This window comes from Pseudomonas sp. PS01303 (genome assembly GCF_029959385.1).
Taxonomy (GTDB): Bacteria; Pseudomonadota; Gammaproteobacteria; order Pseudomonadales; family Pseudomonadaceae; genus Aquipseudomonas; species Aquipseudomonas rustica.
The window spans coordinates 1-24,459 of record NZ_JASCPK010000057.1 but is presented as its reverse complement, the minus strand read 5'-3'; the positions used below and the strand labels follow the sequence as shown (position 1 = coordinate 24,459).

The 24,459-nt window shown below is 60.2% G+C and carries 20 protein-coding genes and 1 pseudogene; 3 read left to right on the top strand and 18 right to left on the bottom strand.

What is annotated here, in order from left to right; genetic code table 11:
• Nucleotides 1–78 precede the first annotated feature (78 nt).
• Nucleotides 79–876 carry a class I SAM-dependent methyltransferase gene (locus QMX93_RS16645; protein WP_282357110.1) on the top strand — a complete coding sequence of 266 codons (798 nt, stop codon included), beginning with the start codon at nucleotides 79–81 and terminating at the stop codon, nucleotides 874–876.
• A 127-nt stretch (nucleotides 877–1,003) separates the two neighbouring features.
• Here QMX93_RS16645 and QMX93_RS16640 read toward each other — a convergent pair whose 3' ends face one another.
• The 17 genes and pseudogenes from QMX93_RS16640 to QMX93_RS16560 all read right to left on the bottom strand — a co-directional run bounded on the left by QMX93_RS16640 (nucleotide 1,004) and on the right by QMX93_RS16560 (nucleotide 19,917).
• Complete coding sequence (locus QMX93_RS16640) at nucleotides 1,004–1,696, bottom strand: N-acetyltransferase (RefSeq protein ID WP_282357109.1); 693 nt, start codon at nucleotides 1,694–1,696, stop codon at nucleotides 1,004–1,006.
• A gap of 113 nt (nucleotides 1,697–1,809) precedes the next feature.
• On the bottom strand, nucleotides 1,810–2,601 hold the full coding sequence (locus tag QMX93_RS16635; RefSeq protein WP_282357108.1) for a ChbG/HpnK family deacetylase: 792 nt from the start codon (nucleotides 2,599–2,601) through the stop codon (nucleotides 1,810–1,812).
• The gene (locus QMX93_RS16630) at nucleotides 2,573–3,757 is read right to left on the bottom strand and encodes a GNAT family N-acetyltransferase (protein ID WP_282357107.1); all 1,185 of its coding nucleotides are present in this window, start codon (nucleotides 3,755–3,757) and stop codon (nucleotides 2,573–2,575) included. The genes QMX93_RS16635 and QMX93_RS16630 overlap by 29 nt, the downstream gene beginning before the upstream one ends.
• Before the next feature lie 4 nt (nucleotides 3,758–3,761).
• Nucleotides 3,762–4,451 carry an N-acetyltransferase gene (locus tag QMX93_RS16625; protein WP_159812510.1) on the bottom strand — a complete coding sequence of 230 codons (690 nt, stop codon included), beginning with the start codon at nucleotides 4,449–4,451 and terminating at the stop codon, nucleotides 3,762–3,764.
• A 224-nt stretch (nucleotides 4,452–4,675) separates the two neighbouring features.
• On the bottom strand, nucleotides 4,676–6,598 hold the full coding sequence (locus tag QMX93_RS16620) for a hypothetical protein (protein ID WP_282357106.1): 1,923 nt from the start codon (nucleotides 6,596–6,598) through the stop codon (nucleotides 4,676–4,678).
• A complete protein-coding gene (locus tag QMX93_RS16615; RefSeq protein ID WP_053119195.1) occupies nucleotides 6,595–7,902 on the bottom strand; it encodes an oligosaccharide flippase family protein in 1,308 nt (435 codons plus the stop codon). The genes QMX93_RS16620 and QMX93_RS16615 overlap by 4 nt, the downstream gene beginning before the upstream one ends.
• Complete coding sequence (locus tag QMX93_RS16610; protein ID WP_282357104.1) at nucleotides 7,899–8,900, bottom strand: polysaccharide deacetylase family protein; 1,002 nt, start codon at nucleotides 8,898–8,900, stop codon at nucleotides 7,899–7,901. The genes QMX93_RS16615 and QMX93_RS16610 overlap by 4 nt, the downstream gene beginning before the upstream one ends.
• A 13-nt stretch (nucleotides 8,901–8,913) precedes the next feature.
• Nucleotides 8,914–10,050, bottom strand: a complete 1,137-nt coding sequence (locus QMX93_RS16605) for a glycosyltransferase (RefSeq protein ID WP_282357103.1) — start codon at nucleotides 10,048–10,050, stop codon at nucleotides 8,914–8,916.
• The gene (locus QMX93_RS16600; protein ID WP_282357102.1) at nucleotides 10,043–11,011 is read right to left on the bottom strand and encodes a glycosyltransferase; all 969 of its coding nucleotides are present in this window, start codon (nucleotides 11,009–11,011) and stop codon (nucleotides 10,043–10,045) included. Before QMX93_RS16600 ends, QMX93_RS16605 begins: the two co-directional genes overlap by 8 nt.
• A complete protein-coding gene (locus tag QMX93_RS16595; RefSeq protein ID WP_282357101.1) occupies nucleotides 11,008–12,378 on the bottom strand; it encodes an O-antigen ligase family protein in 1,371 nt (456 codons plus the stop codon). Before QMX93_RS16595 ends, QMX93_RS16600 begins: the two co-directional genes overlap by 4 nt.
• Complete coding sequence (locus QMX93_RS16590; protein ID WP_282357098.1) at nucleotides 12,375–13,466, bottom strand: glycosyltransferase family 4 protein; 1,092 nt, start codon at nucleotides 13,464–13,466, stop codon at nucleotides 12,375–12,377. The genes QMX93_RS16595 and QMX93_RS16590 overlap by 4 nt, the downstream gene beginning before the upstream one ends.
• Nucleotides 13,463–15,055, bottom strand: coding sequence for a Wzz/FepE/Etk N-terminal domain-containing protein (locus QMX93_RS16585; protein ID WP_053119136.1), 1,593 nt, complete (start codon nucleotides 15,053–15,055; stop codon nucleotides 13,463–13,465). The genes QMX93_RS16590 and QMX93_RS16585 overlap by 4 nt, the downstream gene beginning before the upstream one ends.
• A gap of 16 nt (nucleotides 15,056–15,071) precedes the next feature.
• Nucleotides 15,072–16,097 (bottom strand): polysaccharide biosynthesis/export family protein, encoded by a 1,026-nt coding sequence (locus QMX93_RS16580; RefSeq protein WP_053119138.1) that lies wholly within the window; start codon nucleotides 16,095–16,097, stop codon nucleotides 15,072–15,074.
• Nucleotides 16,098–16,118: 21 nt separating this feature from the next.
• Entirely contained in the window at nucleotides 16,119–16,766 is a 648-nt protein-coding gene (locus QMX93_RS16575; protein ID WP_008084477.1) for a CpsD/CapB family tyrosine-protein kinase, read from the bottom strand.
• Nucleotides 16,766–17,512, bottom strand: coding sequence for a sugar transferase (locus tag QMX93_RS16570; RefSeq protein ID WP_282357093.1), 747 nt, complete (start codon nucleotides 17,510–17,512; stop codon nucleotides 16,766–16,768). The genes QMX93_RS16575 and QMX93_RS16570 overlap by 1 nt, the downstream gene beginning before the upstream one ends.
• Before the next feature lie 18 nt (nucleotides 17,513–17,530).
• Nucleotides 17,531–18,568 carry an NAD-dependent epimerase/dehydratase family protein gene (locus QMX93_RS16565; protein WP_159812503.1) on the bottom strand — a complete coding sequence of 346 codons (1,038 nt, stop codon included), beginning with the start codon at nucleotides 18,566–18,568 and terminating at the stop codon, nucleotides 17,531–17,533.
• Nucleotides 18,565–19,917 (bottom strand): annotated as a pseudogene (locus QMX93_RS16560) (UDP-glucose/GDP-mannose dehydrogenase family protein). Before QMX93_RS16560 ends, QMX93_RS16565 begins: the two are co-directional and overlap by 4 nt.
• 390 nt (nucleotides 19,918–20,307) lie before the next feature.
• Between QMX93_RS16560 and QMX93_RS16555 the strand changes: the two are divergent.
• Nucleotides 20,308–22,014: a sulfatase-like hydrolase/transferase gene (locus QMX93_RS16555; protein WP_282357090.1), complete on the top strand. Its 1,707-nt coding sequence runs from the start codon at nucleotides 20,308–20,310 to the stop codon at nucleotides 22,012–22,014.
• A gap of 197 nt (nucleotides 22,015–22,211) precedes the next feature.
• On the opposite strand, the gene QMX93_RS16550 is transcribed toward QMX93_RS16555, so the two are convergent.
• A complete protein-coding gene (locus tag QMX93_RS16550) occupies nucleotides 22,212–23,228 on the bottom strand; it encodes an AraC family transcriptional regulator (RefSeq protein WP_282357089.1) in 1,017 nt (338 codons plus the stop codon).
• Between the two features lie 71 nt (nucleotides 23,229–23,299).
• On the opposite strand from QMX93_RS16550, the gene QMX93_RS16545 reads away from it, so the two are divergent.
• Complete coding sequence (locus QMX93_RS16545; protein ID WP_282357088.1) at nucleotides 23,300–24,235, top strand: LysR family transcriptional regulator; 936 nt, start codon at nucleotides 23,300–23,302, stop codon at nucleotides 24,233–24,235.
• The last annotated feature ends 224 nt before the right edge of the window (nucleotides 24,236–24,459 follow it).

Below are 24,459 nucleotides of genomic sequence, written 5' to 3'. Positions count from 1 at the left end.
CAAGTTTGCAACAATCGCGATTGGCGGGGTGATCTAGACTCGGTTTCGCTCAATCACGAGCATCGTCCGGAGTGCGCCATGGAAGTGCCTAATAACAAAACCGCCATCGAAAGCAATCGACAGGCGTGGAACGATTCCGCTCGCCATCATGAGGATTCGCCTGATTGGCAGGCCTTGCTCGGCGAAGTTGCGCAGGCGGATTTCTCTTGCCTTGATGAGACGTTGAGCGGGTTGCTCGAGGTCGACGGTAAGGATGTGATTCAGCTGTGCTGCAACAATGGCCGCGAGAGTCTGTCGCTGTTTGCCCACGGTGCGCGGAGTGTGGTCGGGGTCGATCAGTCGGCGGCGTTTCTTGATCAGGCGCGTGAGCTGAACCGCCGTTCACCGCACAACGCTGAATTCATCGAGACCGATATCCATCATTTGCCGGCGTCCTTGCACAACCGTTTTGACGTGGCGCTGATCACCATTGGCGTGTTCGGCTGGATGCCGGACATTGGCGAGTTTTTCCGCCATGTCGTCTCGACGCTGAAACCGGGTGGGAAACTGGTGATCTATGAAACCCATCCGTTTCTGGAAATGGTCGACCCGGACGGCGAGGATCCATATCGGCTGGCCAACTCTTACTTCCGCACCGAGCCGTTTGTGCAGGAGGAGCCGATTGTTTACGTCGGCAAGGTCGAGCAGCAGGCAGCGAAGTCGTATTGGTTTGTGCATACGCTGGGGGCGATTTTCAGCGGCGCCATCGGGGCAGGGCTGAACATTGCGCACTTCAGGGAATACCCGCATTCGAATCGGGAAGAGGTGTATGACCAGTATATGAATCGAGAGGCGCAGATGCCGATGTGCTTTACCCTGGTCGCCATCAAGGCCTGATAATAATCTGCGCGGCTACCGGCCTCATCGCGAGCAGGCTCACTCCTACAGGGGAATGCATTTCAAATGTAGGAGTGAGCCTGCTCGCGATGACGACATCAGTGCCGATACAAATTCCGGAACTGAATCAAGCCTGCGCCGCCGCACTCACCACCGGCCGCCCCGGCTTACGCAACGGTTCCAGCCGCGAGCCCTCATACCGCGTCTCACGGAAAAACTTCCAGCGTCCGAACAGGCAATACACGTGCATCACGCGCCCCTGTTCGTGATAGCCCATGCGAATGTGCAGCTTCAGCGCCGGAATATTGTGCGTCTCACAGACGTCCACCACTTTGTTGCAACCCTGCGCCGCCATCGCTTCCCACAGCGCCACTTGCACGTCCACCGAGAGGCTGCTGCCGAAATACGCGCGGATCATCTCACCGCCAAACTCAAAAAACTCACCCTGCTTCACCGGGAAGGTGCAGCCGTAATAATGACGGTCGTGATAGTCACGAATGCTGCCCCAGATAAACCCGACCGCATGCCCCTCCGCATCGAGGTACATATGCCCGGTGTGACCCTCGGCGGCGAGCTCCGCCATGGTCTCCACGCGGTCACCGAAATGTTTGCTGAACGCGATCGCGTTCTCCGGGGTGATGTCGACTTTGCTCAGGCCCTCGTATGGACGCAGCTTGTGCGGCGGCACCGGGGTGACCAGGTCACGCTCCATCCACAACAGTTCCCAATGGAAAAACAGGTAACGTTTCCACAACGTGCCGAAGGTGCGGCCCAGGCCTTTTTGGCGGATGCGTTCTTGTAGTTTTTTGATGAAGCTCATGATGCCCTCCGTGGCCGAAGCCCGGTGTTGTTGTGGTCGCTTTTGTGGGTATAGATCACCCTTGCCAGTTCATTTCAAAGTGCCATCTTCGAAAGTATTGCAAGGTATGTAACTCAATCGAGTGCGGCGGTACCGCGTAGAAAATCCTTGTTCAGATCGGCGTAGGAAACCCGTGGAACGCCCGTCAACCGCTGCTCTAGCACGCGGCTCAGGGACTCGTCAGGGTTGAGATAAGCATCACCAAAATCGCCGCCAAGTTGTGTCGGGTGGGCGACGATTTCCAGCACGCCGTCGGTCGGCGAAATGTCATTGCGCAGGTCGATCGGCGTGCACACATAGTCAGCCGTCACACCAGCCAGACTCTGCAAGCGCCAATTGAGCAAACCCTTGAACACGCGCTTGGGCAGATTGAGGTTTTGCCCCAGATTGCGCGCCAGTCGAATCGGCACACCTTGATGCGCGGCAAACCGCGCGACGATCTCGCCGATCGGCCAGATGTTGTGCACGTGCTGGTGTGAATCGATATGACTCGGCCGCACGCCGTGATCGACGCAACGCTGCCACTGCGCCTGCAATTCTTCACGCACCGCCTCGCGGTCTTCGCGACTGAGCCACAACCGATGGCGCGGCAGACTCAGGTCGAACACGCCATGGTCGTCGCAGAAGGTGCGACGCTTGAGAATCGCCTGACTCAACGGCCGCCCGTAAGTCAGGTTGAAGTGCAGTCCAACCCGGCCTTGCAACGTCGGATGCCGGACCATCGCGCACGCCGCTTCGAACGCCGGCATGTTGGCCATGGCCGTGGCAGAACTGATGACCCCGGCCTGAAAGGCAGCGAAGATCACCGCGTTTTCGTTCGGGCTGAGGCCGAAATCGTCAGCGTTGACTATGACTTGGCGTGGCATGTTCGCCCTCCGTGGTGATCGCAACAGGTTTCAAAACAGGTTTCGCTTGCTCGGCACGCCGCGCCCGCCAGGCTTGTAGGCGCGGCTTGAGTCGATGCCACAGGCGCAAGCCCAGGCCGAGGACAAGACCGCTCGGCCGCCAGGAATAAAAACTCCAGCGCCAGTGCTCCAGTTGTCCGGTCATGCGTTCGTGCAGTTGATGGCTGGAGTTTTCCAGGCTGACCCGCGAGGCATCGATCCAGTGCCAGTGATCGTCGAGCCCCCAGCGAATCCACTCCTCCAGCAGCACCCGGCCACTGCCCAGATCGGCGTATTGCGGCAGGAAGGCGAGGTTGTAATCGTAGAGCCGGCCTTGTTCCAGCAGGCCGAGGCGATAGCTGATGCAGCGCCCGTTCAACTCCAGCGTGACCACCCGAACCAGGCCTTGGCCGGCGAGGGCGATGAACGCGCGTTCGATCAATTGGCGACTGGGTTCGCTGGCAAAAATACCTACGCCTTCGTCACCTTTCCAGCTCACCGCTTCGACTTCGCTGATGGCCTGCAACAACGGGCCCATGCTCATCGCGTCGGGAATAATTCTGCGCACTTCAGCGCCACACGCGGCGATCCGCTTGCGCGCCCGTCGCAGTTTGTAGCGCGGATCACCGGAGACTTCCTGATGATCGGCCTCGCTGATCAGGTGCACCGGCACTCGACAACTCAGCCGTCGTTCACCGGTGGAGCTGTGCGCCATCCATTCGGTGAGCGCACTTTCTTCACCGGCAGGTTCGGACAATTCATTGAGTTGCAGCAGCGCGTGGGGCACACGTTGGCGAATCATATTCAGCGCCTGACGCATGTCCTCAGCGCCCAGCAGCGACAACAACGCCAAGCGATCTGCCAGCGGATAACCCAAGTGATGCAGCACCCGAAACGGCACGCCGGCAAAGCGTTCGCGACTTGCCACAAGCGGCAGACACAGACGCAATTCGTCCGCTTCCCAACCCAGCAGGATGTGCAGACGCTCATCCGTACCAAGGGCCTGCTCGGCCGCGCACAACCAACCAAGGTTGTTGAACGGCGTGTGATCCGTCACCCGCAAGCGCAGCGCTTCATACGCTGCTTCGGGGAAATCGGCGGCGCACAGTGAAGTGCGCCATTCAAATCGCGTCACCATAGGCTCAGGCCGCCGTTGCTGTTACGGGTGGACGGGACGGTTTGCGCAGTGCGTCCAGACGCGAGCCGCTGTAGCGGGTTTCGCGGTAGAAGCGCCAGCGACTGAACACGGTGTAAACATTCATGATTCGTCCCTGTTCGGTATAGCCCATGCGCAGGTGCAGCTTGAGCGCCGGGATATTATGAAATTCGCAGACGTCGACGACCTTGTCGCAACCCTGTGCAGCCATGGCTTTCCACAGCTCCAGTTGCAGATCCACCGACAGCTCGGTGCCCCAATACTTGCGGGTCAACTCGCCGCCAAACTCGAAGAACTCGCCGGGTTTCACCGGGAACAGACAGCCGTAGTAATGCCGGTCAAAATAGTCCCGCGAACTGCCCCAGATAAACGCCACGGCAGCGCCCTGGTCATCCAGGTGCATGTGTCCGGTGTGGCCCTCGTTGGCCAGTTCAGCCATGGTGCCGACGCGGTCACCGAAGTTGCGGGCGAAGGCGCTGGCGTTGTCTGGCGTGATCTTCACTACCTGCAATGGCGGGTAGGGTTTGAGGTTGTGCGGCGGCACCGGGCTGACCAGATCGCGCTCCATCCACAGCAGTTCCTGATGGGAAAAAACGTAGTGTTTCCAGGCTTTCGCCAAAGTGGCGCGCAGGCCTTTTTGTTTGATGTGCTCGCTGAGTTTGCTGACGATGCCCATGGTGTGTGCTCCTGAACCTTTCGGCGCAGCGACCCTAATTGTTGAGAGAACTCCTGTGGTGAGGGGATTTATCCCCGTTGGGCTGCGAAGCGGCCCCGCTTTAACAGGATAAGAAGCGACGACTGCTGCGCAGCCGAACGGGGATAAATCCCCTCGCCACAAAAGCTCAATCACATCGGGGTTAAAGTTCGCCTGGCCTTTCTCATGAATGTTCGGAATTGGCTTCATGACGCGATCCAGCTCAGTGCAAACAGGGTCTGGCCTGGCAGATCAAAGCTGACGCGTCCATCGCGGCAGGTGAACGGTGCGTCGCGGCTGCGGTTGTCGGTGCCGAAGTAGCGCAGGGCGCCGTTGTTCAGCGGGCACTTGGCGCCGCTCAGTTCCATGCGCTGCAGGCGCGTGCCTTTGTTGACGCCGAGCAGGCCACGCTGATCGTCGCCGGCCATCGCCAGCACATCGACTTCAAACGAATCGTTCTCCAGCCACAACACCTGATGCAGCCAATGCTGGGCGATAAACTGCTGCGCCAGGCCGACCGGTTTCAGCTCGAAGCGTTGCTCATCCGCCGAGACCCGCAACATGCCTTTGGGGTACTGCGGCTCATCGGCGGCCTGAAACCAGCTGAGCATGCTCAGCAGTCCATCCTGCGAAGCGTTGATCACCACCGACGCCCACCACAGCGAAGCGTAGTGAGTTTCCTGATCATAGGGGCTGAGGCTGGAGCCGCTGGACATATTGGTCTGATCGAGCAGCAAGGCTTTGCGCGGCTGGCCTTTGCTGTCGAGGCCAACCAGGTCGGCGGCGCGGCGCACGCTGTCGCGATAAACGCGCGTGGCGAGGAGGTCGCGGATCATCCATTCGTGCCACGCCAGCGCATCGACCTGATCGCCGGATTCGTTGAGCAAACGCCGCGCCCAATCGATCCCGCGCTTGCCCGCCGCGTTGTCGGCGAACGGCCCGTTGACCAGACGCGAACTGGCCGGCATGGCAATGCGCACGCCGGCCTTGGCATTCGCCGGGTCGCTGCGTACCTGCCGGGCCATGCTGGTGAAGATCGCCTGATACTGCGCGTAGCTCGAATAGTTGAGGTTCGGCTCATCGGCAAACCCAATGTAGTGCGTACCTTTGCCGCCCAGCTCACGCGTCCCGGCCAGCCACGCATCGAGGCCGCTGTTGCTCTGCACATCGGCGCGCAGATCGGCCTGACGCTGACTGCCGGCCAGCAAGGTGATGTCCTGCTTGATGCCGAAACGCTCCTGATACACCTGACGGAACGCGTCTTCGAAATGCGGATTCTTCGCCATCACATCAACAAAGCTGTAATAACTCGCTGCCGTCGGTTTCAGCGCATCCAGCGCCGCGTGACTGGCGGGCGGCGGCATCACGTAGGGCAGGGCGATGCCCAGATCCGGCGTGCGCCCGAGCACTTTGTCGTGCAGGGTCAAACGGGTGTGCCCGGCGTCTTCGCGCAGCGGCTTCAGTTGCTGCGGATTCTGCGCAAACAGGTTGGCCGTGCCATCCAGCCAGAACGCTGCTTTGCCGCTGCCCTGCAAACGCAGGCGCCAGACCTGTTCGCGCTCGCTGACGGGCAGGGCGACCTGATCGAATTGCCAATAGGCGCGATAAGGTTTCAGCGCCAGTGTCAGTGGTTGATCATCGCCAACGCGCTGCGCCTGCAAACCGCTGACGCCGCCATGAAACTTGCCGGCCAGCACTGCGTGCTCGCCCGCTGCGACTTTGAAATACAACTCGTCGCCATTGTGCGTATCGGCGCTGAAATGCACTTTCGCTGGGGCGAACAACGCCACCGTGCGCTCGTCATGTTCGACGCGGTAATTGCGGAAGCTGTAGCCGGGAATTTCCAGCCGATAACTCGCCGCGCCGGGCAGCAACGGCCAGCTCTGACTGCCACGGGTTTCACTGGCCTTGATGAACCGATCACCCTGCAACCTGCCTTGGCCATCGAGCAAATACACATGCTCTTCATTGGCCTCAGCCTGCCACGCCGGTGTCCAGCGTACGGTTACCGTGTCAGGACGATCCGCTTGCAGATACAGGCTGCCGTCGCGAATTTCGCCCCAGCGCATCGACGCCGCAAAGGCGTCCAGCGACAGACCGAGACCGAGCAGCAGGGCCAGGCCTTTCATGCGGTTTTCCGCCGTTGCAGCATCAGCCACATCGGTGTGACGTCGCGTGGCAGGATGATCAGGGTTTGCCAGAACGGCACGCCGCTCAAGCGGCAATAAAGCACCAGCATCGCCACCGTCACTGCCAGATACGCAATCGACGAAGCCGCCGCCGCGCCGACGATGCCGTAAGCCGGAATCATCACCAGGTTCAGCGCCAGGTTCAGCAGCGCGCCCAAACCCATCAGCATCGACACCGTGCCGGGGCGATTTTTACCGAGCAAGTCCAGGCGTAAAATGCTTGCGTAGCAAAGGCCCAACAGCCCCGGCAGCAACGCCAGCAGCGCCGGATAGGCCGGTTGATACACCGCACCAAACAGCGTGACGATCAGCCATTCGCCAATCACCGCCATGGTCAGGCACGCGCCGAGCATCACCGTCGCGGTCAGGCGCAGGGCCAGCGGCGTGACCTTGTCCATGCCTTCGTCTTGTTGCAGCAGGCGTTTCATCAGCGGCGTGGTTACCGCTTCCGGGACGATCAGCAGCAGTTCCGCGGCGGCGCTGGCCATTGCGTAATGACCGAGGGCGGTGCTGCCGAGCAGGGCGCCGATAAACAGATAATCCGAGCGCAATATCACTTGCTGGAACAGCAGATCCGGATGACTGCGCGCGCTGTAGCGCAGCAGTTCTTTCTGGCTGGCGCGATCCCATTGCAGCTGTAACGGCTGTGCGCGTTTGAGCCAGACCCAACCGGCCAGCACCACCAGACTGATCCCGGCGAGCCAACTGATCAGCGCGGCTTCGAGGGCGGCGCTTTTCCACATCCAGAACAGCGCGAGAAACAGCAGCAGCGGCGCCAGCGATTCGACCAGACGCAAGGCGTTGAATGCGACCACGCCACCCGAGGCGTTGTGCAACGTCAGCAAACCGCTTTTCAACACGGTGAGCGGCACCGCCAGCAGCAACAGCCAGGCGAGCAAACCGAGTTGCATCGTCACATCCAGTTCACTGCCAAACTCACGCACCAGCGCCACGACCAGCAAGGTCAGCAGCGCCGCCAACAAGCAACCGAACACCAACACCTGACTCAGCAACAAACCCATCGGCCGCTGCTTGGCCGCCTGAAAACCCACCGCCGAATTGAGCCCGCCACTGGTGGCGGCGCTGATCAAGTCGGGCAGGGTGCTGAGCAGCGCAAACAACCCGCGCTCACTCGGGCCGAGAATCCGCGCCAGCAGCACGTTGCGCAGCAAACGCAGGGCGATCATCGCCAGTTTGGTGCCCATGCTCAGCGCCAGATGTTTGAGGTAGGTGCCTCGGCTCATGGCCGCGCCCCGCGAAAAATCCGCCACGACAACAATTCCGGATTGCGCGCGGTGCGCTGACTGACGCCGAAACGCGGCAGGTTCAACGGCTCGCCTTCGCCGCGATAAATGCCGGTGCCGGTGCCGAGCGCGAACGGATAATCGTGATTGGCGATCTGCTCGCGCACGCGTTCATCGTTGTCGCCGTTGGGGTAGCAATACACCGGCAGTGGCCGGTTGCAGCCGTTGTACAAAGCATCGCGGCTGCGGCTGATTTCTTCGTTCAGGCGCTGATCATCAAGGCCGGTGAGGATCGCATGACTGGCGCCGTGCGGGCCAAAACGCACCAGTCCCGAAGCTTCCAGCGCGCGGACTTGATGCCAGTCCAGCGCTTGCGGTTGCGATTCCGTTGGGCATTCGTCGGTGAGTTTTTCCAGCTCTCGCGGGTCAAGCGATTTCAATCCTTGCAGGTAGTGCAGCAACGCCAGGCTGCGGCGGTCGACATCGATGTCATCGAGCATCACCGGCAAGGGGTGATGCATCATTTGCAAGCACTCGATCAAATGCATCCGCGCCTTTTCGCCGTGGCTGCCCCACAGGGTTTCGCCGAGGCTTTCCCACCAGAAACGCTGACGGCTGCCAATGAAATCGGTGGAGAGGAAAATGCTCGCCGGTACCTGGTGTTTTTGCAGGAGCGGGAAGGCGTTGACCGCGTTGTCGCGCCAGCCATCATCAAAGGTCAGCGCGACGCGTGGGCGCTCGGCGCGCAGCGAATTGGGCTGAAGAATTTCCATCAGCGGCACGCAATCGAAATGTTTGCGCAGCCAAACCAGCAAATGCTCGAACGCTTTCGGCCCGACGCACAGTTCATTGCGGTGCGGCAGATTCGCCGCGCGGTCGTTGGCCAGCACCCGGTGCAGCATCAGAATCACCCCGGCGCCGTGCAACTGGTTGCGGCCCATCGACGAGTTGAGATAGAGCCAGCCACTGGTGCGTTTTAGCAGTTGTTTGATCGCCATGGCTTCAGTCCTTTTAACGGTTCTGTTCGGGATTCCACTGGGCATACCGCTGACCGCGCAGGAACTGCCACAGGCCGAGACTCATCCCGGCGAGGGTGACCAGCAGAAACGCAGCGAGGCGGAAGGGTTTTGGCAAACGGTGTTGCGAATCCAGCAGCCCGGCAATCGCGATGGTGTAGCCGATCAGTTGCGCGATCAGGGCGAGGCGGTAGAAACCGTGTTCTTGCCACAGCCAGAAGTTGCTCAGCAGCAGCGGCAGCAACAGGATCGGCGCCAGTCGGCGGATCAGTTTGTGGCTGATCAATGCGATCGAGTACAGGCCATATTTCAGCGGATTGAGCAGCTCGCGACGTTGCGCGAGGCTTTGCAAACCGCCGACGGTGACGCGCTGACGGCGCCGGAATTGTTTGTCTGCTTCATCGACACCGTGGTCGATCACTTGCGCTTCCGGCACATAGACGATGCGTTTGTGCGCCACCGGTGCGCAGGTGCTGATAAAGAAATCGTCGTTAACCTCGGCCGGCACGTTCTGGAACAACTCGCGGCGCAGGGCGAGCAGGGCGCCGTCGGCGGAGACCATGCAACCGGTGCGGTTCTCGACCCGGCGCAACCAGCCTTCGTAATGCCGATAGAGACTGTCGCCGACGCTCAAGCCGCCGCCGGTGACCGGGATGACCATGTGCCCGGCGCAGCCGCCGACCTGCGGATCACTCAGCGGCGCGAGCAGATAACCGAGGGTTTCCCGTGACCATTGGTTATCGGCATCGGTGAACACCAGAACGTCGCCAGTGCTCAGGGCTACGCCAGCGTTCAGCGTCGCGGCTTTGCCCTGGCGCGGCAGGTCGAGGACGGTGATGCGCGGGTCAACGACTTTGTGCGCGCAAGCCACGGTGTCATCGGTCGAACCGTCGCTGGCCAGAATGATTTGCAGGGTTGCGGGCTGATAATCCTGCGCCAGCAACGTGCGCAACTTATGCTCGATATGCCGTGCTTCGTTGTGCGCGGCGATCACAATACTGACGTTCAGCGGCGGTGCCGGGGTGTGGCGCCAGGCCGGGAAGAGCGGCGCGACCAGCGTCAGCAGCAGCGGGTAGCCGACGTAGGCGTAGACCGGCAGCAACAGGCACATCCAGAAAATGAATTCAGCCACGGGCAGGCCTCCTGGCGTTCCAATGACACAGACTCAAAATAAACGCGGCGCCGGCCAGGTGCAGACGCACCCAGTGCAGGCCCCACAATTGCAGGGTCAGAGCTATATCGTGGTGTTTGGCGCTCTGGCGCAGACTGAGTACTAAACCCGGCAGGCTGGTGATCGCCACCATGATCGCCGCGTGATGCGGGAAGCCATCAAGCAGCGCCGAAATCGCCAGAAAATCCAGCAACCATACGAACAGCGATAGCATCGGAAAACGCAGCAAGCGCAGGCTGAAACCGTGGGTACGCAGCAGTTGCAGATGACTGCCCTGACGCCACAATTCCTTGCCCATCCACTCGCGCCAATTCATCTCGTAACCCCAGTGCAAGGCGACGCTGTTGTTGATCGAGAGCAGGCGCGCGCCCTGTTCATGCAAGCGCAACGTGAATTCCTTGTCTTCACCGGTGCGCAGGGTTTCGTTGAAACCACCGACTTTGTCGAACCAGCGCCGGCGCATCAACAGGTTTGCGCTGGGCAGCCAGTCGACGGCGTGCGAAGTCTGGGATGACACGCGCAAGGTGCGCCGCTGCCACGCGGTGGCGTACCACGGCGCCTCGGCGGGGGTGTGCAGATCCAGCGCAAAGACATCGGCCTGGCCGCTAGCTTCCAATTCGAACAGCGGCTTCAACCAGTCTTCCGGCATTTCAATATCGGCATCGATAAACGCCAGCCACTCACCGGTAGCAATGGCGGTGCCGCGATTGCGCAACGCGCCGATCAACAAGCCCGGCAAGACCAATACCGTCGCGCCAAACTGGCGGGCGATGTGCGGGCCTTCATCGGTGGAGCCGTTATCGACCACGATCAGTTCGCAATCGATATTGGCGGCGAACGCAGCTTTCTGCGCGGCGAGCAAGGTGCGGCCAATGTGCCGGGCTTCGTTGAACATCGGAATGACGATGCTGATCCGGCTCATGCTCTGGCCTCCGGGGTCAGCGGTGCTTGCTCGGCTTTCAGACGCAGGACACTGGTCAGCGCGAGCATGATCCACACGTATTTCTGGTTCGGCGCGCTGAGGAACATCAGGAACAGCGTCAGCGACAGAAAACTCACACCGAGATGGGTCATCAGATCCGCCTGATACGCATCGCGGCGCAGCATCCACGCCGCCCGTGCGCGAATCAGGTTGTACAGACCGAGGGCAAGCATGCCGACAAACAACAGCCCGGCAGGCACCCCGAGTTCACTGAAAATCTCCAGATAGGTGTTGTGTGCGCGACGGTACAAGTCGCCGATTTTGCGATTGGCGGAAAAGGCCTTGGCGTAACCGGTGGTCGCGTAATGCAGCGGGAAGGTGCCGGGGCCGGAGCCGAGCAGCGGGTTCTCGCGGATCATCTGGCTGCCAACGACGATGTACGAAGCGCGGCGGCCGAGGGATTCGTCCTGCGCCTTGGAACCGGCGCTGAGAATACTCAAGGACTGGATGCGCGCCATGTAGCCGGCCGGCATCGCGTAGATCGCCAGCGGAATCACAATGGCCGCGCCGAGCATGGCAAAACCCAAGTGCCGTGGACGAATGTGGGTCAGTTGCGAACGGTAATGCCAGCAGCCGATCAACAAGCTCAGCGCCAACACCACCAGCCCGGAGCGCGATTCGGTTTTGGTCATGCCGCCCAGCAACAGCAGGCAGCAACCGCCCCAGAACAACCGGTGCAGGGTATTCGGGCTACGTATCACCAGCAGCAAACCCATCGGCACCGCGAAGGCAATCAGCATGGCGAAAGCGTTAGGGTCTTCGAGCAGGCCCGCCGCGCGGCCCTGATCCTGGAATTTGGCCGAGAACATCGCCATCGCGCAGGTGGTGCTGACGGCGAGGGTGACGAGGCGGGCGAACAGGTCGAGATTAAGGTCGCGACCGATCAACAGGGTAATGACAAACAGAATCAGACCGACGCTCAATTCGCGCAGATGCCCTAGTGACATGCCTAGATCATCGGTGTTGAGCATGCTCAAAAAGTACAGAACCATGAACCAGATCAGGTAGCGCCAGATATTGCTGCGCAGGCGCTCCGAAGGAATCTGGTGCAGCGCCAGTTGCAGCATCAAAATCACCGCCAGCCCGGCACCGAGCAATTTACTCCCGGAAAACGAACTGTCCTTGAAGAAACCCTCGAACGGCACCAGTGCAGCGATACCGAGCAGGCCCCAGGTCGGCTTGCGGTACAGCACCGCAAAACCGACCAGGCCGAGCACCACTCCCGGCGCCAGAAACGGATAAGGGCTGGCCAGCAAAGCGATGCAGACCAGACCGAGCAAACTGACGATCGAGAGTGGGAAAATCATGCGCGTGCCTCCCGTGCCGTGCGGATGTACAGCTGCGACCAGCGTTCGGCCAGGGCCTTGAGGTCGTAGCGATCCTGTTGCGTGCGTTTTGCGTTATCGCGCAGTTGCCGGGCCAGTTTCGGCTCGCTCAGCAAGGTGTCGAGCTGACGGCTGAGGTCGGCGCAATCGGCCGGTGTCGCGAGTAAACCGTTGTGCCGGTGTTCCAGCACGTCGGGAATCCCGCCGACAGCGAACGCCACCACCGGCACCCCGGCCTGCATGGCTTCGAGCAAAATCATCGGGGTGCCCTCGGTGCGCGAACTGATCACCAGCGCATCGAGTTGCTGCCACCACGGTTGCATCGCCGTCTGATAACCCGGCAAACGAATGCGTTGCTGCAACCCGGCGTTGTCGATCCGCGCCTGCAACGCCTCGCGCTCCGGGCCGTCGCCGAGCATCACTGCGTCCAGTTGCGGATGCTGGTGACACAGCGGAATCAGCGCGTCGAGAAACAGATCCGGGCCTTTCTCGCTGCTCAACCGGCCAACGTAACCGGCCAGCCAGCGTTGCCGATCGGCATCGGGAATCATGGCCGCAGCCGCCGGCAAACCGTTGGGAATGACTTGCAATTTATCCGCGCGCACACTGGCCTCACGGTGCAGCGTGGCGATGCTTTCCGCCACGCAGACCACCCGATCCACCGACGCCGTGCGGCACAGTTGCAGACTCAACCAGGTGTAAAACTTCTGCTTGCGGCTGCGCGGTGTGAAACCGTGTTGGGTGATGACCAACGGCAGGCGCAACAGCGTTGCGCCAACCCAACCGAACAACAGCCCTTTGAAATTGTGCGTATTGAGCAACGGTTTTTCAGCGCGACGCTGACGCAAGTGCTGCAGCAATTCCGCTAGTCCGGCACAACCGCGACAGTCCACCCCAGCCTCGCGAAAGCGCGCGATCAATTCTGCTGGCGCGTCGAGGAACAGCACCTGATGCTGCCCCGGCGTCGCCAGACAATGATCCAGCAACATGCGCTCGGCCCCATAGAAACCGCCGCTGCTGAGCAAATGAATGATCGGCAGCGCGGTATTCGGGGCGGATGCGCTGCTCAATTGCGCACCCAGTGCAGGAAGCTTGGCACGGTCCAGTTCTTGTGCGGATTGCTCGGCAGCACGTTCTGGTCGTTGATCACCAACAGCACCGGAATGCCCAGCTCGTGGCTGATTTGTGCCGGGTGTTTGAAGCGGTGATCGAAGAACTCACGCACGTAGACGAAGGCAATCGCCAACAGCAACCCGGTGAGCATGCCGAACGGAATGATCAGGCCCGGTTTCGGGAACGCCGCTTCGGTCGGTTCGAACGGCGGGCTGAGCACCCGGGCGTTGGACAGGTCGTCGCTGAGCGAACGGGTGGTGCTGCTTTCGGCGAACCGCTGGGCGTAGGTTGAAAACGCGGCGTGCAGCGCATCGATCTCGGTGTCCATCTGCCGCAGCTTGCTCTGAGTCTGCTGCAACTCGTGGATGCGGTTCTTGAACTGGGCGATGCGCGCAGTTTTCTGATCGATCACCTGCTTGACCACCGCCAGATCGTTGGTGCGTTCCTGAATGCGATTGCTCACCACTTTGAGGAACTGGCTACGGGTGCGGGCGATTTGCTCGCGGGTCAGCAACATCGGCTCGCTGCCAGGCTGGAACACCGCCAGATCATTCATGTAGCGGCTGACCTGAGTGGTCAGTTGCTCGCCCATCTGTTTGATCTCCCGATCCTCGAACGCCACGTTGTCGACGGTGGTGGTGAAGGTGTAAGGGAAGGTGTAGTCGTTGAGCTTGTTAGTGCTCGCGGCCGCCAGTGCGGTTTTCAGGTATTCGAGCCAGCGCTGGCTCTGCAGCAGGCGATCCTGATACAGGTTCAGCGCCTGCTCTTCGGTGTTGATCGCGTTGAGGCGGAAGGTGATTTCTTCCTTCGGATCCGACGCGCCGACGCTTTCCAGCAAGGCCTGACGGTTACCTTCCAGGCCATCGAGACGCACTTGGTAGAGCTGCTTTTTCGACTCATAAAACGACTGCGGCAAGTCGATCGATTGCAGCGCCTGACGGCTGACCAGATAGTTCTGCAAGAGGGCGGCGACAAACGTTGTGCCCTGGTGCGGATCGGGGAAGCTGTAGATGATCGAGATCACGTTGGAGCCCGGCAGCGTCTCGATTTTCAGGCTGTCGATGGCTTGCTGGGTCAGGGCGTCGAGCGCGGTGTCACGCACCGGATCGGTCTCCAGCCCGAGCATGTTGCGCACCGGGTTGATCACGTACTGGCGCAGTGGCGAACTGACGTAGCGCTTGAATGGATCGGCCACCAGTTTGCTGAACATGCCCGGCGAAGGCGTGTATTCGCCTTTGTCGCGCAGTTCGCTGATGGTCTGACGGATCAGCGCCGGCGAACGGAGGATATTGCTCTCGGTTTCCATGTCCGCCAGCGACGGCGGAATGAACGTGGCGTTGTCCACGGTGAGTGACGTGGTGGCGTCACCCTGGGAGAGTTTTTTCGACTGCACGATCACCTGCGCGGTGATATCGAAGCTCTGTTTGAGCAACAGCGGCAGAAGCAGGGCGATCACTGCAAAGATCAGGAAGACCCGTTTCACCAGTTGCTTGTTGGCGAAAAAGATCCTGAAGAACTCGTGCAGGTAGTTTTCCTTTGGATTCATGTCGGTCACCTGAGAGTTAGTTGCTGTCACTGTCTTTGTTGTCGACGCGGTAGCCGAAGCTGAACCCGACGCCCTGGAACAGCACCACGTCGGCCAGTTGCCGGGCGAGTTCGCCGGCGCTAGCCAGTTTGGTTTTCGGCACGTAGAGCATGTCGTCCGGTTGCAGGTAGGCGATTTGCGGCGCCTCGCCCGACAGGGCCTTCTCGACGTCGTAACGCACGGCCTGCACCTGATTGCCGTTGCGGCGCATGATCACCACCGAATCAAGGCGTGCCTTGACGTTGGTGCCACGAGCCAGGGTCAGCGCTTCAAGCACCGAGACCGGCCGGCGGATCGGGTAGGAACCCGGTTGGCCGACTTCGCCGAGCACATAGATTTCGTTGCCGGCGGTGGACTTCAGCAGCACGTCCACGGTCATCCGGCCCGGCAGTTGCGCGTACTTCTTGTTGAGGAAGGTTTCCAGTTGATTGACGGTCATGCCTTGCAGCGGCACAGCGCCGATTTCCGGGAAACTCGCGTAGCCGTCAGTGCCGACGGTGATCTCGCGGCTCATGCCGGTGGCCGGATGGTTCAGCGCGCTTTTCAGATTCTGCTCATTGGTCAGCGGGCTGATGATCTGCACGGTCAACTGATTGCGGTTGGGCTGAAACAGTTGTTTGCGCTGATAGGCACGCTGGATTTCTTCGCGAGCCTGATCACTGGTCAGCCCGGCGATTTTCACCGAAGTGTTGGCGCCCGGCAGTTCGATGCTGCCATCCGGCAGCACCAGTTGATTGCCGTTGAGCTGGCTGGCGGCGGTGAAGTTCAGGCCGATCTGGTCACCCGACTGCACGCGGTAAGCGTCCGAGCCGCTGGTGCTGATATGGAAGATCACGTCGAGCACATCCTGCGGGCGCAGGGTTTGCTCGATCTTCGGCATATCCGTCGCTTGGGCGTTGGCCGGCGCGGCAGTGAGGATATTCACCGGCATGTTTTGCGTCTCAGAATTGCTGGAGCAGCCCGCAAGCGGCAGCAACAGCAGGACAAGCATTTTGGCGTTCATGGCGTCATCCTTCGCGGTTGCTTACAGGTTTTTGTAAAGCCATTTGGGCATGTAGTACTTGCGCCGGTTGAACACGCTGCCGACCACTTTCGCGCCAGCCTGCGTCAGGCGTTGCACGGCGGCCTGAGCGACTTCCCAGCGGGTGTCTTCAGCGCGCACCACGAACACCACGCCATCGACCTGAGTGCTGATCACCAGGGTGTCGGCGGCGGAATACACCGCGTCGCCGTCGATCACGACGAAGCGATACTGGCTGCCCAGTTGATCAAGCAACGGGCTCAGACGCTCGGCGGTCAGGTGCTCCATGGTGCGGATCGGCCGGCCATTCGGCAGTACGTGGAACGGCAGGCTTGAGACCTGCACCACGCAGTCCTGCAACAGTGGCGGGTTGTCCGGGTTGAACAGCAAGTCACGCAGGCCGCGCTCTTTGCTCAGGTTCAACTGCTGCGTCAGATTGCTCGCCGACTGGCTGGCGTCGACCAGCAGCACTTGGCCGCTGCTCATTTGCGCCAACTGGCTGGCCAGCGCCAACGCACTGGTGGTGGTGCCCGCGCCGGGGTTGGCGGCGGTCAGGAACAGGATCCGCAGATCAAGATCCAGCACGGTCGAGGTCAGGTTCGATTCGCTGGGGTTGGCAATGCTCAGGCTTTTGTTGGTTGAACCGTCCATTAGCTTGCTCCGTGGCCGCTGAATACTTTGAAGGGGGTTTTCAACAGAATCTTCAGATCAAGCAAAAGGCTCTGCTCGGCGATGTAGCTGAGGTCCAACTCAACGCGCTGGTCGAAGTCGATGTTGCTGCGCCCGGAGATCTGCCAGAGGCCGGTCATTCCGGGATAAATCGCCAGACGGGCGAGGTGACTGTCCTTGTGGCGATAGGCGTTGAAAGAGGTCGGTCGCGGGCCGACCAGGCGCATGTCGCCGGTCACTACATTGATCAGGTTGGGCAGTTCATCGAGGCTGGTGCGCCGCAGAAAACCGCCGATACCGGTGATGCGTGGATCCTGATCAATCTTGAAGTCGATGGCGTCGGCACCGTGCTTGTTGAGGTGACGCAGCGACTCTTTCAATTCTTCGGCGTTGGCGACCATGGTGCGGAATTTGTACATGCCGAACTTGCGGCCGCGATAACCGGTGCGTTTCTGCACGAACATCACCGGGCCTTTGCTGGAGTACTTGATGGCCAGCGCGAGCCCGAGCAGCAGCGGCGAAATCAATAGCAGAATGGTCAGCGCGCCGAGGCAGGCAACCACGCGGTTGGTGCGTGACAGCTGCCATGGGCGACCGCCGTCACGGCCAGTGAACCAGCCACGGCCCTGACGGTGAATCGCGGCATCGAGGCGCATTCGCTGCTCCGGATCCATGCGTTTATCACGCTGCAGTTGTTGGATCGGTACACCTTTTTCATGTCCAGTCATAAAGTCCTCCGCTGATGTTCAGCCGCGAGCGGCGCGTGGGCGATAGGCAGTCGGGTAGTAATCGCGAAACCATGCGATGAAGCGTCCAAGTCCTTCGTCCAGCTCTATGCGTGGCTGGAACCCGGTGGCCTGGGCCAGATCGCTGGCGTCGGCACAGGTGTTGAGCACGTCGCCCGGTTGTAGCGGCAGCAGCTCGACAATGGCGTTCTGGCCGAGGTGTTTTTCCATCAGCGCCAGATAGGTTTTCAGCTCGACCGGGTGTTGCCCGCCGATGTTGAACAGCCGCCACGGCGCCATGCTGCTGGCCGGGTCAGGCTGCTCGCGATCCCACAGCGGTTGCGCTTGTGGTGGGCGATCGGTGAGACGGGCAATGCTTTCGATGATGTCGTCGATGTAGGTGAAGTCGCGTTGATGCTCGCCGTAATTGAACAGCTTCAGTGGCTCGCCTTCGCTGATCGCCCGGGCGAACTGGATTGGCGACATGTCTGGCCGGCCCCAAGGGCCGTACACGGTGAAAAAGCGCAGGCCGGTGCAAGGAATGCCAAACAGGTGGCTGTAGCTGTGCGCCATCAGTTCATTGGCTTTTTTGGTGGCGGCGTACAGCGACAGCGGATGATTGACGCCGTCCTTCACGGAATAGGGCGTGTGCTGGTTGGCGCCGTACACCGAACTCGACGAGGCGTAGATCAAATGCTCGACCGGGTGATGCCGGCAGCTCTCCAGAATGTTGAGGAAACCATTGAGGTTGCTGTCCAGATACGCCCGTGGATTTTCCAGCGAATAACGCACCCCGGCCTGCGCCGCGAGGTGAATCACCACCTGCGGGCGTTCACGGACAAACAGCGCGTCGACGGCCGCGGCATCAGCCAGGTCAACCGTCGCGAGCTGGAAATCGCCGACCTGCTCACGCACCCATTGCACGCGGTCGTGCTTGAGTTGCGGGTCGTAGTAGCTGTTGAAATTATCCAGGCCGACCACCGAGTGGCCGTCGCGCATCAGCCGCAACACGCAATGGGCACCAATGAAACCGGCCGCGCCGGTGACCAGCACCTTCATGGCCGTGGTCCTTCGGGCGCGATATGGCGCAGGCCGATGCCGCTGTAGTGCAGGCCGGCGGCGGCGACGTGTTCCGGGTTGTAGAGGTTGCGGCCATCGATGATGACTTTCGAGCGCAGCTTTTCGGCGAGCAATTCGAAATCGACCACGCGGAAGTTTTTCCACTCGGTGCAGATCACCAATGCATCGGCGTCTTCAAGGGTGTCGTCGCGGGTGGCGCACAGGTGCAAATCGTTGCGGTAGCCGTAGATGCGTCGGCATTCGGACATCGCTTCCGGATCGTAGGCCTGCACGCTGGCGCCTTCGGCCCACAGTGCATCCATCAGATAACGGCTCGGGGCTTCGCGCATGTCATCGGTGTTCGGTTTGAACGCCAAACCCCAAATGGCGATGGACTTGCCGGCCAGGCCTTGCGGAAATTGCGCTTTGAGTTTGCTGAACAGGATGTGCCGCTGCAGGTCGTTGACGTCGGTGACGCTGCGCAGCAATTTCAGCGGCATGCCGTTGTGTTCGGCGGTGTGCAGCAGGGCGCGCAGATCCTTGGGAAAGCACGAACCACCGAAGCCGCAGCCCGGATAGATAAAGTGGTAACCGATGCGCGGATCAGAACCGATGCCTTTGCGCACGGCTTCGATATCGGCACCCAGCAGTTCGGTGAGATTGGCCAGCTCGTTCATGAAGCTGATACGCGTGGCGAGCATCGCGTTGGCGGCGTACTTGGTCAGCTCGGCGCTGCGGTTGTCCATGAACATCAATTTTTCGTGGTTGCGGCAGAACGGCGCGTACAACTCGCTCATCTGCTCGCGGGCCGCTTCGTCGCGGGTACCGACGATGATCCGGTCGGGGCGCATGCAATCGGCGAGGGCGCTGCCTTCCTTAAGGAACTCAGGGTTAGAGACCACGCGTACGTTCAGCTCGGATTTGCCGCGACGCTGCAGTTAGCTGTTGGCGGCAGCGAGCACCTGATCCGCCGTGCCGACCGGCACCGTCGATTTGATGATCAGCGTGCGATCAGCCTCCATGAACGAGGCGATTTGCCGGGCGACGTTGAGCACGTGGCTCAGGTCAGCAGAGCCATCCTCATCGGCCGGCGTGCCCACGGCGATGAAGATCAGCTCAGCGTGTTCAACCGCATCACTGGCCTGGGTGCTGAACAATAAGCGCCCGGCCTTAATGTTTTCTTCCAGGGTGCTGGACAAACCCGGTTCACTAATCGGAGGAACTGCTTGTTGCAGTTGCTTGATTTTATTCGGATCAATATCCACGCATAAAACGCGGTGTCCAACATCGGCAAGTGCTGCTGCTTGTATCAGGCCAACATAGCCCGTACCAAATACGCTCACGTCCATATTGGCGTGCCTCGTAAGACGGTGGAAAGAGTTCGAAATGAGACTGTCAAAAGGGGTATAGCGCAGGGTGAGAAAAGCGTGTCAGCAAAATGACATGTTGCACCTGTATAACAGGCCCATTTTTGCGGGCGAATGGCCATCAAGTGCTTGCTATTACTGGATTTGTCCCGTTCTTGACGCTTTTTTCACAGTTCTAATAAAGCGATAAACGGTCGCGGGCCGCGAAATTAGAGGCTTGCAGCAACTGGAGTGTGTCAGATTTGAGTCAACGTTTTTTTGACGCTTTATCGAAAAGTCAGCCATTTCTTGCGCTTTGATGGCCGGGTGCTAGTGTCAGTTTTTGACCGACAAAACCTTGACCCTTTGCCGTTTCGCGTGACCGGAAAAGCCATGTTTCGATACCTGAAAGAACTGCTTTTAATTATTTATCTGCTGCTTTATTGCGAATATTACATTGAGCGGTTAAATGCTATCGGTCTCGGTTTTCCTGTACTTCTTTTTGGCGCGATGTTTTTGGCGCTTACTTTAGCGTTATATCTAACGGCCTATATACGCCAGACACTCATACGACATCTATTCGCATTGGCAATGTTTGCCTCGGCGGTGTTTTTTGATGTCTATACCCGCGTTACCGCGGATTACCTGAACTACAGCAGTTTCGTCTCGCTGGTGTATTCCGGTGGCTTTATTCAGGAGGCGGCGTATCAGTACCGCGATGCGATCCTGCGCGGGGTGCTCAGTGGGCTGTTGTTACTGTTCGGCATCGGCCTCAAACCTCGGCATGCGCTGGTGGTGCCGAACGCCTTGCGCGTGGCCGCGCCGATTTGTGGGGTTTTGCTGCTCAGCGCCGTGCTGTTTTTACGCGCGGGCGAGGGCGCCCGTGGCTTGCCGATCATGTACACGCCGCTGGCCTATCTGAACCTGTTTGCCTATGAGGCGCTGCACAACACCGTCGGCCCGCGTGAACCAGTGACGCTGGCGCGCGCCTCGCAACCGGTCGGCCATGACATCGTGCTGATCATCGACGAAAGCATCTCCGGCAATTACCTCGACATCAACGCGCCGTTCGGCGTGCACAGCAATCTCAAGCAGGCGCACGCTGGCGTCGATATTTTCAATTACGGCTATGCAGCCTCCATCGCCAATTGCAGCGCCGACACCAACGTCACCCTGCGCTACGGCGGCACCCGCGCTGATTACATGCGCATCAACAGCACGCTGCCGTCGATCTGGCAGTACGCGAAAAAGGCCGGGCTGCGCACGGTGTACATCGACGCTCAGCGCACCGCCGGCAATCTGCAGAACCTGATGACCGATACCGAGAAGAAGGACATCGACGAATTTGTGCAATTCGACAAGACCAGCGTGCGCGACCGCGACATGGCGGCAGCGGCGAAGCTGATCGAGCTGCTCAACGACGACAAAGCGGAGCTGGTGGTGATCAACAAGGTCGGCGCGCATTTTCCGGTGCACGACAAATACCCCGATGCATTCATGGCGTACCGCCCGACGTTGCCGCGCGGTCAGTTCACCGAGGTGGCGGATACTGGCGAACGCACCGGTTTTAATGGCCAGCCGGATGATTGGGTGCTGTACCGCAATGCCTACAAGAACACCGTGCTGTGGAACGTCGGCGAGTTTTTTGCGCGGGTGTTTGCGCAGGCCAATCTGAACAATGCGTTGCTGATTTATACGTCTGATCATGGCCAGGATTTGCATGAACGCGGTAATCCGGGGCTCAACACGCATTGCGGTGGCGATCCTGTGGAGGAGGAGGGCTTGGTGCCGTTGGTGGTGATTCAGGGTCGCGATCTGAAGACGCTGGATTGGTCGGCGCAGTTGGCGGAGAACAAGGATCGCTCCAGCCACTACAACATTTTCCCGACCCTGTTGCAGTTGATGGGGTATGACCTGGCAGGGGTTGAGGCGGTGTATGGCAAGCCGCTGAGCGTGGCGACGAGCGATGAGTTCACGTTTAACTACCGGTTTAATGCGCGGTTAGGGGCGAAGCCGGAGTGGAAGCATATTGATTTGGGGAGCATTGTCACGCCGACACAGGCGCCGGCGAGTGTGGCGGCGGGGCAGCCCTCACCCTAACCCTCTCCCGGAGGGAGAGGGGACTGACCGAGGTGATTGTGGGCGCTGCACCGACTTGAAAGACCTAGTCGAACTCAGGCCTTGAACAGCATTCTGAGGTCTGCAGCCTTAAAAGATCGCAGCCTTCGGCAGCTCCTACAGGAGAGCGCATTTCCATGTAGGAGCTGCCGAAGGCTGCGATCTTTTGATTTGGCTTTTCAATCTTGCCAGCGAGCCCGATAAACCCCCGGCGCACACCCCAACCATCTCAAACACGCACGGTTGAAACTCTGCACATCGCTATAACCCAACCGATCCGACACCTCGACCAGCTCCAGCTCTCCGGCCTGCAATAAATCCTCAGCCCGATAGCGCCGATACTCATCCAGCAATTCGGAAAAACTCCAGCCCAACGCCTTCAACCGCCGGGCCGCCGTGCGCTCGATCAAATGCTGCGCCGCACAAAACTGCTTCCAGTCCGCCGCCGCGAGGTCCTCGATCAGGTAATCGCTGAGCTGCTCCAGCAAGGTCGATTCGCTGTTACGCCGCGTTTGCTCCAGCAACTCCACCAGCGTCTGTTCCAGCCCCTGATTGCCCGGCGTCAGCGCCGCGACAAACAGCTGTGGATCCAGCCGAATCGCCAGATAAGCCTGCTCGCCCAGCACCGGCGCCCGAAAGGCGCGCTCATGTTCCTCGCTACTCGCCGAAAGCAGCGTCACGCCGACAACAGGATCACGCCCCAAACCGCTGGCGAGCAATTTGCGCCGCAACATGCTGCACAGGCTGACCAGAATGTAATCGGCAATCGGCGCCGCCGCGCGCAGGCTGCCGGTTTCGACCAGACGTAATTCCACGCGGTCATCCTCACGCACGATCTGCGCGTGGAAATGGCCGTTGAAGAAAGGGAAGAAGCGCACGAAATAAGCGCAGGCACTTTCCAGCGACACCGCGACATCGAACAGATAGGTCAGGCCATTAGTGGCCGTCGAGACAAAGCGCCGTCCCGCCGCCAGACCGATCAGCGGGTCGCCGGTCTGCTCCAGTGCGAACGCCCAGAAGCGCCGCGACAGCACCAGCGGAATGCGCATGAACGGCGTGCGCAAATCGAACAGGCTGCGATGAAATTGCGCTTCGATGGCGTCCTGCGGGATGCCGCGCGCGAGCAGTTCTTCGATGGCCGGCAGCAGGGTCGGCGCGTAAAAGGCGTTGGCGGGCGGCTGATTGATTTTTGTCATGTAGGGCTCACCGCTTGATTCGGGACACTGGTTAGGCTGGCCGACGTTAAGCGATTTGCCGGAGCAAGACCATGCTTGATTTACGCCAGCTCGACCTCAACCTGTTGCTCGCCTTCGACGCGATCTATCAACAGCGCAGCGTCACCCGCGCCGCCGATGTGATGAGCCTGTCGCAACCGGCGATGAGCAACGCGCTGCGGCGCCTGCGTGAATTGTGCGGCGATCCGCTGTTTATCAAGAGTCGCTTGGGCGTGACGCCGACGCTGGTCGCGCATCGGCTGGCGGACTATGTGCGTGCGGCACTTGAGTCTTTGCGCGATGGGTTGCGGATGATCCCGGCGGCGCGGCAGAACAATCCGTTGCTGCGCATCAGTTGCCTGGATTGCCTGCAACCGATGTTGCTGGATGCGCTGCTTGAAGCGCCGCATGCCGATTGGCAAGTGCGCTATTTCCAGCCGCGCCGGCGTGATGCGCTGCAGGAACTGGCCAGTGGCAAGCTGGATATTCTGATCGACATTGATCAGCCGTTGGCCGGGTTGAGCGGCTTGCATAAACGCACGTTGGCGGCGGATCACTATGTGTTTGCTTACGGTGCTGCGTTGAAAGAGCCGCCGTGCACTTTGCAGGCATATTTGCAGCAGCCGCAGATTCAGGTGTCGAGCCGAAGGGACGGCTTGAGTCCGGTGGATTTGCAACTGGGGCTTAAAGGACTGCGCCGTACGATCGCGGTGACCACACAAAGTACCCTGGCAGCGAAGCTGATTGCGGATCGCCAACCGTTTGGCTTGAGTTTGCCAAGTCGGGTCGCCAGCGCATTGGGCATGCAACACGTGCCGCTGCCGCTGGAGGATGCGGTGGAGCTGAAACTGGCGCTGTACATCGAAGCGCGATACCGCTTCGAGCGCAGTCGCGAAGAGGCCATGCATTGTTTGCTCAATGCCCTCGGCGAGCCCCAGCAAATCCCCGCGAAAACCCAGCACTTGTGGGAGCGTGCGGGCTCGCGGTAGTGGGGCAGCCTCCAGTTTTCTTAATGCAAGAATGCGATCAACCTGTGGGAGCGAGCCTGCTCGCGAAAGCGGTATGTCTGGCAGCGCGATGTTGAATGTGCCGGCCTCTTCGCGAGCAGGCTCGCTCCCACATTCGACTGTGTTCTTTCTGCCGGAATGCAATCCCCTGTGGGAGCGCGCCAGCTCGCGCAAGCGGGTTCGCAGGCCCCGCGAGGTTGAATGTG